This window comes from Bradyrhizobium sp. BLXBL-01 (genome assembly GCF_051853025.1).
Lineage (GTDB): Bacteria > Pseudomonadota > Alphaproteobacteria > Rhizobiales > Xanthobacteraceae > Bradyrhizobium.
Window position 1 is genome coordinate 4,522,689 of sequence record NZ_CP182471.1, and the last position, 12,106, is coordinate 4,534,794.

Annotated in this window: 14 protein-coding genes; 8 read left to right on the top strand and 6 right to left on the bottom strand. The window is 62.9% G+C overall.

Translation table 11 applies throughout. The features are described 5' to 3' along the window. The first annotated feature begins 213 nt into the window (after nt 1-213). The 3 genes from ACNJYA_RS21065 to ACNJYA_RS21075 all read left to right on the top strand — a co-directional run bounded on the left by ACNJYA_RS21065 (nt 214) and on the right by ACNJYA_RS21075 (nt 2,842). Nucleotides 214-1,323: a DUF2336 domain-containing protein gene (locus ACNJYA_RS21065; RefSeq protein WP_212258442.1), complete on the top strand. Its 1,110-nt coding sequence runs from the start codon at nt 214-216 to the stop codon at nt 1,321-1,323. Next, nucleotides 1,323-1,652 (top strand): PilZ domain-containing protein, encoded by a 330-nt coding sequence (locus tag ACNJYA_RS21070; protein ID WP_172788528.1) that lies wholly within the window; start codon nt 1,323-1,325, stop codon nt 1,650-1,652. The genes ACNJYA_RS21065 and ACNJYA_RS21070 overlap by 1 nt, the downstream gene beginning before the upstream one ends. Nucleotides 1,653-1,720: 68 nt before the next feature. Continuing rightward, complete coding sequence (locus tag ACNJYA_RS21075; RefSeq protein ID WP_212258440.1) at nt 1,721-2,842, top strand: HD-GYP domain-containing protein; 1,122 nt, start codon at nt 1,721-1,723, stop codon at nt 2,840-2,842. A gap of 27 nt (nt 2,843-2,869) precedes the next feature. Here ACNJYA_RS21075 and ACNJYA_RS21080 read toward each other — a convergent pair whose 3' ends face one another. Together ACNJYA_RS21080 and ACNJYA_RS21085 are read right to left on the bottom strand one after the other, a co-directional pair. After that, a complete protein-coding gene (locus tag ACNJYA_RS21080) occupies nt 2,870-3,073 on the bottom strand; it encodes a hypothetical protein (RefSeq protein WP_175422601.1) in 204 nt (67 codons plus the stop codon). Nucleotides 3,074-3,207: 134 nt separating this feature from the next. Beyond that, the gene (locus ACNJYA_RS21085) at nt 3,208-3,369 is read right to left on the bottom strand and encodes a hypothetical protein (protein ID WP_439400665.1); all 162 of its coding nucleotides are present in this window, start codon (nt 3,367-3,369) and stop codon (nt 3,208-3,210) included. Between the two features lie 212 nt (nt 3,370-3,581). Between ACNJYA_RS21085 and ACNJYA_RS21090 the strand changes: the two genes are divergently transcribed. Further along, the gene (locus ACNJYA_RS21090) at nt 3,582-4,544 is read left to right on the top strand and encodes an alpha/beta hydrolase (protein ID WP_439400666.1); all 963 of its coding nucleotides are present in this window, start codon (nt 3,582-3,584) and stop codon (nt 4,542-4,544) included. A gap of 6 nt (nt 4,545-4,550) precedes the next feature. On the opposite strand, the gene ACNJYA_RS21095 is transcribed toward ACNJYA_RS21090, so the two are convergent. Further along, the gene (locus ACNJYA_RS21095) at nt 4,551-5,015 is read right to left on the bottom strand and encodes a cupin domain-containing protein (RefSeq protein ID WP_212258436.1); all 465 of its coding nucleotides are present in this window, start codon (nt 5,013-5,015) and stop codon (nt 4,551-4,553) included. 203 nt (nt 5,016-5,218) lie between these two features. Here ACNJYA_RS21095 and ACNJYA_RS21100 point away from each other — a divergent pair, with 203 nt between their 5' ends. Continuing rightward, nucleotides 5,219-5,467: a hypothetical protein gene (locus ACNJYA_RS21100; RefSeq protein WP_172788524.1), complete on the top strand. Its 249-nt coding sequence runs from the start codon at nt 5,219-5,221 to the stop codon at nt 5,465-5,467. A 357-nt stretch (nt 5,468-5,824) separates the two neighbouring features. Further along, nucleotides 5,825-6,916, top strand: a complete 1,092-nt coding sequence (locus ACNJYA_RS21105; protein ID WP_311739272.1) for a type II asparaginase — start codon at nt 5,825-5,827, stop codon at nt 6,914-6,916. Between the two features lie 250 nt (nt 6,917-7,166). Here the strand turns inward: ACNJYA_RS21105 and ACNJYA_RS21110 are convergent, their stop codons facing one another. Beyond that, nucleotides 7,167-8,789, bottom strand: a complete 1,623-nt coding sequence (locus ACNJYA_RS21110) for an ABC-F family ATP-binding cassette domain-containing protein (RefSeq protein ID WP_212258432.1) — start codon at nt 8,787-8,789, stop codon at nt 7,167-7,169. 208 nt (nt 8,790-8,997) lie between these two features. Then, on the bottom strand, nt 8,998-10,002 hold the full coding sequence (gene pyrF / locus ACNJYA_RS21115; protein WP_246571662.1) for an orotidine-5'-phosphate decarboxylase: 1,005 nt from the start codon (nt 10,000-10,002) through the stop codon (nt 8,998-9,000). Nucleotides 10,003-10,538: 536 nt separating this feature from the next. Here pyrF and ACNJYA_RS21120 point away from each other — a divergent pair. Then, the gene (locus ACNJYA_RS21120; protein WP_439400667.1) at nt 10,539-10,811 is read left to right on the top strand and encodes a hypothetical protein; all 273 of its coding nucleotides are present in this window, start codon (nt 10,539-10,541) and stop codon (nt 10,809-10,811) included. 177 nt (nt 10,812-10,988) lie between these two features. Here the strand turns inward: ACNJYA_RS21120 and ACNJYA_RS21125 are convergent, their stop codons facing one another. Further along, on the bottom strand, nt 10,989-11,243 hold the full coding sequence (locus tag ACNJYA_RS21125) for a hypothetical protein (protein WP_439400668.1): 255 nt from the start codon (nt 11,241-11,243) through the stop codon (nt 10,989-10,991). Nucleotides 11,244-11,373: 130 nt separating this feature from the next. On the opposite strand from ACNJYA_RS21125, the gene ACNJYA_RS21130 reads away from it, so the two are divergent. Beyond that, the gene (locus tag ACNJYA_RS21130; protein WP_439400669.1) at nt 11,374-12,105 is read left to right on the top strand and encodes a DUF3750 domain-containing protein; all 732 of its coding nucleotides are present in this window, start codon (nt 11,374-11,376) and stop codon (nt 12,103-12,105) included. The last annotated feature ends 1 nt before the right edge of the window (nt 12,106 follow it).

Sequence of the window (12,106 nt, forward strand, 5' to 3'; positions counted from 1 at the left end):
AATCGATCCTAACTATGTCCTGATTAAATGGAGAGAGGTCGGTTGAAAGAACAATCCGGGACAACCCTGCCTCGCCGAATTTCGATAACGTTTCCTACAAGGCAGCCGGTGCGCCAATACCCCAGCCTGCGACGATTAAAATTCAAATTAACGCCTTTGAGGCGGAATGACCGTCGTTTGATCGTTCAATTTATTTAATTTCAGGCTCCTGCCATGATGGCAAATTCGCCTGCTGATAGTCTGGTCGATCTGGAGAACGCGGTTGCAACATGTCCGCTGGACCGGTGTGCTCGCATCCTCTCAGGCATATTGCAACTGCTCACAAGCAGCCGCGACCGATCTCAGGAATTACTCGCTGACATGGCCGACGGCGTCCTGCTGCGGCTGGTCGAGCGGGTTGAGGCCAGCACGCTGATTGATGTCAGCGCGGCGCTCGCAGAGCTCAAGGTGGCTCCGCCGAAGACCGTGCGACGTCTCGCCTCACACCACGATCCGGAAGTCGCCTGCCCTGTCTTGCTCCGCTCGCAATCACTGTCCACGGCCGATCTCAAGTCGGTCGCAGCCGCGAGCGGCGAACGACAACAATGTGCGATCGCCGGCCGCGCGCCGATCGATCCACTGGTGATCGAGACGCTGATCAAGTGTGGCGCCCCCAGTGCTTGTCTCGCACTGATCGGCAACAGGGAGGCAAGATTCTCCGATGCCGCCTACGTTGCGTTGATTGAGAAGTGCCTGTCGGATGACGAACTGACCAAAGCTCTGGCGCTCAGGCCGGACACGCCCGATAGGGTCATGCGGGAGTTGCTGTCGGCCTTGCCAGCGCCGCAATCTGGCACAGGGCCGAAGGCCATCGGCTCGCATCAGACCGCAACGGCCGCGCCGAACGTCGCCAGGCTGCCCTGCGCCGCCGCTTATGCACGCGCGCGGCCGGAAATCGTCGCGCTCAACCGCACCGGCAAGCTCAACGATTCCACGGTAAACCGCTTCGCCATTCGCGGCGAGACTGCCAACCTCGTTACGGCGCTGTCGGTGCTGTCGGGGACTCCCATCGAGATCGTCGAGCATGTCATCACCGACGAGGATTGCGAGGGTCTCGTCATGGCCTGCCGCGCCTCGCGGCTGAACTGGCAGACCACGCTCGCCATCCTGAGCAACCGCTGCGGCACGCGGCTTTCCTTCGCCGAGCGCGGACGCGCACAGCACATTTTCGAGACGTTGCTGCTGTCGACCAGCCAGTGGACGGTGCGTTGGGGCGAAATTGCTGCAAACGCCAAGGAGAGCGGTCGGGGTCATCGGGACGCAAAGAACATGGGGGTTAGCTGATGAAGTTCGACGGTCGAAAAGCCGCCCGCGTGAAGCTGGACCACAGGCAGCCGGTCAATCTCATGGGGTCCGACGGCACCTGGCGGCGCAGCTGCGTCCTGCTCGACGTATCGCAGACGGGCGCGAAGGTCGAGGTCGAGGGCACGCTCGACGTGCTCAAGGCCAAGGAATTCTTCATGGTGCTGTCGTCGACAGGCCTCGCCTACCGGCGCTGCGAGCTGGTCTGGATCGACGGCACCACCGCCGGCGTCCATTTCATTACCGTTGACGGCAAGAAGAAATCTGCCGGCGCACCAGCGCCCGGGCAGAACGCGGTCCAGGTCAAATAGAGGCAAATAGAATTCGAAGGTTCCACCCGCAGTTTTCACATCCAGATAGTCGCAATCCAGGTCAGACCGTGCAAGACGCGCGAACCAGATCCGGCTCCGTCAATGGTGACGCCGGCATCCGAACGACGGCAACGGCTCGTCCCCTCCTGCACGTGCTGGCCGACACGTCCGACAAGCTCTCGGGCATCTGCTCGATCCTCCAGGAGAGGTTCGCCATTGCAGGCGAGCGGCTCGATGCCGATTCCAGGCTGTCGCAGACACCGGTCGCCATCGTCATTCGCGCGGAGCTGCGCGACGTCGACAATATCGCCGCCATCAAGCAGCGGGCTGCCAAGTTGGCGAAGGTCGGGAAGCGCATCTTCCTGCTCGAGCACACCTCCCACGTCTGCATTTCCCAGGCCTATGCTCTCGGGGCGACGCTGGTCCTTCCCAGCACGGTCGGCCGGACCAAGCTGCTGGCGGCACTGGCCGATCCGGCCGACGGGCCGTCCGCTTCGTCAGGCGATACGCTGCAATCCGACAACGCCGTCGAGACCGCAGCGACCGCGATCGCATCGATGTTCGCGGCTGTCACCTTGGGCCAGCCGCTCGATGTCGATGGTGCCAAGGAGGCCGGTCGCCAGATCGCCGAGCGCATCACCCGGCAGGGCCTGACCGAGTGGCTCATGACGGTGCGGCGCCACCACGAAGGAACCTATCAGCACTGCCTACTGGTGACCGGTCTCGCCATCGACTTCGGACTGAGCCTTGGCGTCGGCAGGGCCGACCTGGAACGTCTCTACTCGGCGGCCATGTTCCATGACATCGGCAAGGCGCAGATTCCGCTCGCGGTGCTCGACAAGCCTGGTCGCCTCGATGCCACGGAACGCGCGCTGATCGAAACGCATCCGGCCGCCGGCTACGACTTTCTCAAGGACCATGACGGAATCTCGCGGGAGATCCTCGATGCCGTTCGCCACCATCACGAGTATCTGGACGGGAGCGGCTATCCCGATGCGCTCTGCGGCGAGAGCATTGGCGATATCGTCAGGATTCTAACGATCTCGGACATCTTCGCAGCGCTGATCGAGCACCGGCACTACAAGCCGACCATGCCGCGCGCGGAGGCCTACGACGTTCTGTGCGGGATGAATGGCAAGCTGGAAAAGGCGCTGGTCCGCTCGTTCAAGCAGGTCGCGCTCACACGGTGAGCGCTGTACCCCGTCTCGAACGCCGCCTTAATGCGTCGCACGATAGCTGGCGCGGCGCGGGATGGAGCGGCAGGCCAGCCCGTCGGCCAGCAGCTTCATGTCCTCGTGCCGGCCGCTGCGAATCAGTCGGCCGAACTCTTCGGGTGTGAAAGGAAGACTTGGATCATCATCGATCTTGTGCCGCAATCGCGGACCGAAGAACCGCCGAACCAGGCTAGCCAGCCGCCGCATGTCAATTCCCTCGCGCCAGCAACAAACCTCTCAGTCCGCATATTGTTCCTCCCGCAACTTCGAGATTGCAAGAGGCCACTCGCGACGCCGCACCAAAAAAATTTCCGCCAGAGAATAATCTCCTCTTGCTCGCGCTAATCGGCAAAACCCACGTGACGCACGAACTCGTGGTTGTGCTCGCGGTCCGAGCGAACTGCGTTCGCGGCAAAGCTGTCGTCGGGATAGCCCATCGCGACGCTCATGATGACCTCGTCCTCCGGAATCTTGGCGACCTCGCGCACAATGTCGGAGCGCATGGCGATGTCGACCTGCCGGTTGCGATCACCGCGCGCGGCACCGGCGTGTTTTTGAAGCCACGCACGCTGCGGCGCGACTGGATAGCGTCTCGAATTCTCGTGAACCTCCCTGCCCGCTCGTCCGGCGTTGCGACAGACCACCGGTTGCCGATGCGGCGCGCAAAACCTATGCTAATGACCAAGCAAGACCAAGAACCCTGTGAGGAAAGCCCATGGCCGCACCGCTCGATCCCGTCATCGCCCAGATCATTCCGCTCATGCCGATGCGCGATCCCACGGTCATGACGCCACAGAGTGCCCGCGATTCCTTGCGCGCACTCGCCGCCTCGCGTGCCGCCATTCCGCCGCCGCCCGTCGATAGCGTCGAGGATATCAAGGTGATAGGCGGCGCCGGTCCGCTTCCTGCGCGGGTCTATCGGGTCGGCGCCACGCCGGCACCGACGGTCGTGTTCTTCCATGGCGGCGGCTGGGTTGCGGGCGATCTCGAAACCCACGACCGGCAGGCGCGCAACCTTGCGATCGAGACCGGCGCGGTCGTCGTCTCCGTCGACTATCGACGTCCGCCCGAGACGCGCTTTCCCGGCGCCTTCGAGGATGCCTTCGCCGCGGTGAGCGACGTGTTTGGCCGCATCGCGGAATTTGGCGGTGACGCAAAGCGCTTCGGCGTTGCCGGCGACAGCGCCGGCGGCAATCTCGCTGCGACGACCGCGATCGCCTGCCGCGATGCCGGCATCAAGCTCGCCGCGCAGCTCCTGGTCTATCCGGTCACCGACGTCGTCGGCGCTTATGCCGATGCGCGCGAGAACGCGCGCTATCCCTCGCGGGCGGAGAATGCCGAGGGCTACTTCCTCACGCGCGCGACCATGGAATGGTTCTGCGGCCACTATCTCGCCGATCCCGCGCACGCCGGCGACTGGCGCGTCTCGCCGCTGCGGGCCGCATCGCTGGCCGGCGTCGCGCCGGCGGTCGTGACCACCGCCTGGTTCGATCCCCTGCGCGACGAAGGCGCGGCCTATGCGCGGGCGCTGGAAGCGGCCGGCATCCGCGTCAAGCATCATGAGGGCCCCGGCCTGATCCACGGCTATTTCGGCATGGGCGACGCCTCCGACGCCGCGCGCGCCGAAGCCCAGCGCGCGCGGGCCGACTTCAAGGCGCTGCTCGTGCGCGGGGTGTGAAGGCGATCAGGCGCTCTGCGCCCGTTGCGCCGCGGTGTGCCCCCAAACCTCGTCCCAATCCTGGCCGGCGGCATCGACCACGCGGCCGTCGGCCTCGAAGAACTTGTTCGGCACCTGGAAGATCGCCAGGATCAACGCGCCCTCCGGGCACCAGGCGGCGTGCCGGCTGCCCGCCTCGCGCCAGATGAATTCGCCGGCCTTGCAGGCAATGCCCTTGGCCGGGCCCTCCTTGTCGACGAGCGCACCTTCGATGACCCAGCTCTGCTCGATGCCGACATGCTCGTGATCGGGCAGCACCGATCCCGGCGCAAAGCGCATCAAGGCGGTCATCAGCCCCGTGCCGCGATCAAACAGCAGCGTCTTGGCCTCGCAGCCCGGAAAGCGCGTCTTCTGCCAATCCATGTCCTGGGGGCGAACCAGGTGGGAATGCCGCTCAGCGGCGCCCTGGTCGTGCGGGATCGCGGCGTCCATCACGATGCTTCCTCTCCATCTCGAGGGACCGACGCTAGCAGGATCGCCCGATGAGGTCAGCGAGCAGTGCAACAGAGGCGACATCTTCCGCGCTCGAAGCGCAAAAATCAGCGGGGCGAGCGGGCGGCCGGTGCTCATCCTGCTTGATTGCGCCACGATTTGCGGCTCCAATCTCCCGGCCATTTCTGGCTTAGGAGACCCCCATGATGAAGCGGATTTTCCTCGCTGCGATCGTTGCCAGCTTTGCAGCGGGCTCGGCCCTTGCGCAAGAAACCTGCGAAAGCAAGGCTGTCGGCAAGGACGGCAAGCCGCTGGCCGGCGCCGCCAAGACCTCGTTCCTGAAGAAGTGCAAGGAAGATGCCTGCGCCCCCAAGGCCGTCGGCTCCGACGGCAAGCCGCTCGCCGGCGCCGCCAAGAACAGCTTCATGAAGAAGTGCGAGACCAGCGCGTAAGCGCGCAGTCCGTTCCCGGCTTTTTCAGCGAGCCATCACAAACGAAATGCCGTCATGGCCGGGCAGAAGCGCGTCTTCGCGCGAGAGCATGATCCGAAAAAGTGCGAAGCGGTTTTCCGAAAAGATCATGCTCAAACAATAAGCTAAAGCGCGATGACGATTCATCCCGATCGCATCGCGCTTTAGACCTCCCGGCCATTTGCTTCTTGTGCCTTCCCCGCCGCCAGTTTTCCGGCACGCGCCGTGCGCGTAAAGCAAACTCCTCGCGACCCTAGACAGAACGCAGCGGCTGACGGATGATGCAACGCTGAGCGAACCGGGGCGCATCGACGAGGCTTCCAGCAAAGGATGGGCGAGATGTTGCAGTTCCGCGTGCGTGATCACATCATGGCGACAATGAGCGTGCTCTTTGCGCTGCTCATGATTGTTGACGTTGCCAACGCCAGAGGCCCTGGCCTGCCCAACGTCATGGTTCTCGCAACCGGCGGCACGATCGCCGGCAGCGGGGCGAGCAGCACCACCGTCGTCGGGTATACCGCAGCCACGGTGGGCATCGAGACCCTCTTGAACGCCGTCCCCGAGTTGAAAACGGTGGCCAACGTCAAGGGCGAGCAGGTCTTCCAGATCGCCAGCGAGAACATGAACAATGATTATTGGCTGAAGCTCGCCAAGCGCGTCAATACGCTCCTCGCGCAGGACGACGTGGACGGGATCGTGATCACGCACGGGACCGATACGATCGAGGAAACCAGCTATTTCCTGAATCTGGTCGTCAAGAGCAAGAAGCCTGTGGTCGTCGTCGGCGCGATGCGGCCGTCGACAGCGATCAGCGCGGACGGCCCGATCAACCTCTTCAATGCGGTGATCCTCGCAGGCAGTGAAGAAGCCGTCGGCAAGGGCGTGCTCGTCGCCCTCAACGATCAGATCAACGCCGCGCGCGACGTCACCAAGAACAACACGTCCACGGCAGACACCTTTCGCACGCCTGAACTCGGCTTTCTCGGCTACATGCAGGGCAACAAGCCGTATTTCTATCGGCAATCGACCCGCCGGCACACGGCGGATTCCGAATTTGACGTGTCCAACCTCGATGTCCTGCCTCAGGTCGACATCGTCTACGGCTACGCCAACATGAACCGGGTTGCGATCGACGCCTTTGTCGCCGCCGGCGCCAAGGGGGTCGTGCATGCCGGCGTGGGTGACGGCAGCCTGGCCCGCCCGGCGGTCGAGCCGGCGCTGGACGAAGCCCGCAAGAAGGGCGTGGTGATCGTTCGCAGCAGCCGTGTCGGCAACGGCATCGTCGCGCGCAATGGCGAGGCCAAGGACGATGAACACGACTTCGTCGTCTCGGATACGCTCAATCCCCAGAAAGCGCGCATCTTGCTGATGCTGGCGTTGACCAAGACGACCGACACCAAGGACATTCAGCGGATGTTCTACGCCTATTAGAACCTCGGCTAGTCCCGCTTGAAGCAGCGGTCATCACAGACCGCACGGCGTCGATGGCGAAGTGCTGCGCGAGATCTTGCGGTAGGCGATCGCGCGAAATTCGGGCTACGCGGTCGGATCTCGTAGGGTGGGCAAAGCGAAGCGTGCCCACGATCTGCCGCAGCTCAGAACGAGATGGTGGGCACGGCGCGAATTGCGCCTTTGCCCACCCTACCAGAGCTCCGTCATTGCAAGGTCCGCGGCCCCCTCACTAGCTCCGCAACCCCGGTGCCTCCTGCCCGGTGCGCGCGACATATTCGGTATAGCCGCCGCCATATTGGTGGATGCCATCAGGCGTCAGCTCCAGCACGCGGTTCGACAGCGTCGCCAAAAAATGCCGGTCGTGCGAGACGAACAGCATGGTGCCCTCGAAATCCGACAGCGCGTTGATCAGCATTTCCTTGGTGGCGAGGTCGAGATGGTTGGTGGGCTCGTCCAGCACCAGAAAGTTCGGCGGATCGAACAGCATCTTGGCCATGACGAGGCGCGCCTTCTCGCCGCCCGAGAGCACGCGGCAGCGCTTCTCGACATCGTCGCCGGAGAAGCCGAAGCAGCCGGCGAGCGCACGCAAGGAGCCCTGCCCCGCGGTCGGAAACGCGTCCTCCAGCGACTGGAACACGGTGCGCTCGCCGTCGAGCAGATCCATCGCATGCTGGGCGAAATAGCCCATCTTGACGCTGCCTCCGAGCGCCACCGTGCCCTGGTCCGGCTCGCTCGCGCCGGCCACCAGCTTGAGCAGCGTCGACTTGCCGGCGCCGTTGACGCCCATCACGCACCAGCGCTCCCGACGGCGGATCATGAAGTCGAGCCCGTCATAGATGCGCTTTGAGCCATAGCCCTTGTGCACGTTCTTGAGCGCCACGACGTCCTCGCCGGAGCGCGGCGCCGGCAGGAAGTCGAACGCAACGCTCTGGCGGCGCCGCGGCGGCTCGACGCGCTCGATCTTGTCGAGCTTCTTGACCCGGCTCTGCACCTGCGCCGCATGCGAGGCGCGCGCCTTGAAGCGCTCGATGAACTTGATCTCCTTGGCGAGCATGGCCTGCTGGCGCTCGAACTGCGCCTGCTGCTGCTTCTCGTTCTGCGCCCGCTGCTGCTCGTAGAATTCGTAATCGCCGGTGTAGGTGGTGAGCGAGCCGCTGTCGATCTCGATCACCTTGGAGATCACGCGGTTGATGAACTCGCGGTCGTGCGAGGTCATCAGCAGCGTGCCTTCGTAATCGTGCAGGAATTTTTCCAGCCAGATCAGGCTTTCGAGGTCGAGATGGTTGCTCGGCTCGTCGAGCAGCATGACGTCGGGCCGCATCAGGAGAATGCGCGCCAGCGCCACGCGCATCTTCCAGCCGCCGGAGAGTTTGCCGACGTCCCCGTCCATCATCTCCTGGCTGAAGCCGAGGCCGGAGAGCGCCTCGCGCGCGCGGCCGTCGAGCGCATAGCCGTCCAGCTCCTCGAACCGGTGCTGCACCTCGCCATAGCGGGCGATGATCTCGTCCATCTGGTCGGCCTTGTCGGGGTCGGCCATATCGGCCTCGAGCGCGCGCAGCTCGGCCGCGACCTCGCTGACGGGACCAGCTCCGTTCATCACCTCGGCCACCGCGCTGCGGCCGGACATCTCGCCGACGTCCTGGTTGAAATAGCCGATGGTGATGCCGCGATCGGTCGAGACCTGCCCCTCGTCGGGCAGTTCCTCGCCGGCGATCATCCGGAACAGCGTGCTCTTGCCGGCGCCGTTCGGTCCGACGAGACCGATCTTCTCGCCCTTGTTGAGGGCCGCGGAGGCTTCGATGAACAGGATTTGGTGGCCGGCTTGCTTGCTGACGTTGTCGAGGCGGATCATGAGTGTCTTTGGGGGGATTTTTGCGTTGCAGCGTCATAGGGCATGCGGGGCGTGAGGGGAAGCCCGGCGGGGTACGGATCGGCGACCGGCTTCGGCCACCCACTCGCTATGGGCAAGAGCCGGCCGGCGCGCTGGTGGAGGCCTGGATGGCAGGTGGGGCGTGCGCTGCCGGCGTGAGGAACCGCGTGCGGACCTCCTCCCGTGGGCTTCAACCCGTTGCACTAAGCTTCGATGGAGCCGCGATCACGGCCTTGAACAGCTCAAGACGTTCTTTGATGAGTTGTTCGTATTCGTCCAGCGCAATAGACCGATCGTCCACCCGAAGCAGACCACGAGAGACCGGTACTAGAAGATCTCCCGGATGAGAGCCCCGCAATGCATTCAATGCTGTCACATCTCCTCCCTGCGGCCCGAGCCCTGGAGCTAGAATGATGGCGTTCGGCAGCAGGCTACGAAGCCGCTTTCCTTCTTGTGGAACTGTCGCGCCTATCACGGCCCCAACCGGATTGAGGCGCGCCCCCTGATTGCAATCCTTGCCGACAGTCGCGATCAAGTCAGCGAGCCGATCGGAAATAAAACGGTTTCCCGTCATCCGGTCTTGTAACCAGCCTGCACCGGGATTCGAGGTACGGCATAAGATGAACAAGCCCTTGCCATACCTGCGAACACAATCGAGGAATGGCTCCAAAGTGTCTGGTCCCATCATCGGATTAACGGTTAGGCAATCCGCCTCAAAGTCGCCGCTGCCACCAGCAGTCCCAGGCGTGAGGTAGGCTCGCCCATACGCCGCGGCGGTCGATCCGATATCACCGCGCTTCGCATCAAGAATCACGCCCATACCCGCACTCCGAGCCCGCTTCATTGCCAACGACAAGGCATTGAGCCCTGCAAGGCCATATGCCTCGAAGTAGGCAGATTGGAATTTCACGAAGCCGACCCGACCAATGGTCCGGTCCAGGACGAAATCAAGGTATCGGGGCAGCCAATCGAGGCGCCCGCCCTCGCTCTCGAAAGCCGCGGGAACATCTGGCAGATATGGATCAATGCCTACGACGATGCCCCCGTAGCTCGACGCATTCGCTTGAACGATGTCAGTCCACGCCTCGGCTCGCATTCCGTCTTCCTCCACCCATTTGGCAACACATAGCCGATCAGCGATTGAGTATCCATCGCAGCCGAGACCTTCGAGCGCCGGCGCGTTGCCGCGGCGCATCCGCGCCACGATGGACTTCCTCGCAGCACGTCTGTCGGCCCTGCGGATATGAGTTGCGGCTCATGATGCAGGGCCGGCGATGCACCCGTGCATCACGATCGCCAACTCGATGACAACGGAGTTACGACGAGCAGCCCCGCGCTCTACCCACCCTACGAGCTGAGCATAATAACGACGACAGCGAAGCTCTACGCCAATGATCATTGCGATGATCGAGATGGCATGAACATCGTCTTTCTCTAGTTGCGGTCTTTGCAGCTAAGCGATTGGACGTGCTTTACGAAAAAGACCGTCCAGACGACTATGCGCCGAGAGTGATCTGGATCTGGGAGCCCCCTGCACAAGATCTATATCGGATCCGGCAACGGAGCGGAAAACCCGAACATCCTGATGCTGTGCAGCAAGGGGTGGTCCATCAATTTTCCGGGTTGGCGTCCAGCTCCCTGAGAGGAGCGGACTTGGGCCGGTCACACTTGACATGCCACGACAACCTAAGGGAGCATCTGGCGTTTTTTCATCATTTGGAGATTGCCGCGATGACTACCATCCACATGGACTCGTCCGTAAGCCAGACTGTCACCCGCGCCGTTTTGAACGGTGGAGTTCTGGTCTGCACCAAGTCCAGCGACAAGGACGTTTACTCTCATTCGATTTGGGCGACCGAAAGCAACATTCGGCAGTTCACGGTGCACGAAGGTGACAGTATCGTCATCCCACCGGGTTCGACATTGACCATCTGGATATTCCGCAAGCAGCCAGGAAATTCGACTTGGACCATGGATTTTGAACTCAAAGAAAAGGCTGCTTGATCCGCCTTACGAAAAGGCCGCTCTCGGGCAATCCGTGAGCGGTCCCTTGACCGGAGTCTCCGGCATTCTGGAAGGCGGCCCTCCCAGCGCCGCCATCCTCGCGATCATCTCGCCGCTTACCAGCAAGTCATAAATCGCCGCAGTCTCCTTGTCACGAAATGCGCAAGCTCACAGCTCCTACCGCCGGCGAGCGATCCACACTCCGGCCAGGAAGGCGACAAACAGCGACCGTAGAGGCGCTTTCATCGTGACCTCGCGCAACCGGTCAGCCCATCGGCTGGCGGAATCCAGCGAAGGCGATCCGGGCTGCGGCTTGGCCGGTCCTCTTTGCTCTCCGGAACCTGACCGCGGGCGTGAGGTCTGCTCCAAGCCGTCCTGATTGGCTGCCAAGCCGGAGGCTTCCGTCATCGCCGCAGCTTCCTTCATGTCCATGCGCGTGCTCCAATCCTGCTGCGGTTGCGGAACAACCACCTGATCTCAGCGCCTTCGGCTCTGGCGGCGGCATTCATGCGAACTATATGGTTTGTCAAACGTCTGCCGCATCACTCCCTTGAAGAAGCCCTTGCTGATCTTTCTGTTCCTTGTCTTGGCACCGCTGGCCGCGTCGGCGGTGAGATATTTCTGGCTGGGCGATGGCCGCCAGAATTGGCAAACCGCCGATCGGTCGAGCGCAGGTCTTCTGCTTCCCGCTGCCGATCATCCCGAAGCCGTCATACGGGTGTTCGGGGCGCGAACGGTGCGGTGGCGCAGCATCTTCGCGGTTCACACCTGGATCGTCGTCAAGGAGAAAAATGCCCCGACCTACACCCGCTATGACTACACGGCGTGGGGCGAACCGATCCGCACCAACGGCTTCGCTCCGGACGGGCGGTGGTTTGGCGCTGCGCCAGAAACCATTGTGGCCGTCAACGGAGAGCGCGCCGAGGTGCTGATCCCCAAAATCCGATACGTGATCGAAAACTACCAGTTTCGGTACTATGGAGATTATAGCGTCTGGCCCGGTCCCAACTCGAACACCTTCGTGCAGGCGGCCCTCGATGCCGTCCCCGAGCTCCGAGCCGTGCTGCCGCCGACCGCGATCGGCAAGGACTTCCCGTACACGGGTAAGTGGGTCGGCCTGACGGCGTCCGGCACGGGTATCTATGCTTCGCTTGCCGGATATGTTGGCTTTTCCGTCGGCTGGGTCGAAGGCTTGGAGATCAATTTCTTCGGCGCCGTGCTCGGTCTCGATATCCGACGCCCGGCGCTCAAGCTGCCTGGGCTTGGCCGCTTCGGGGTGACGCCTGGGCTCTAGG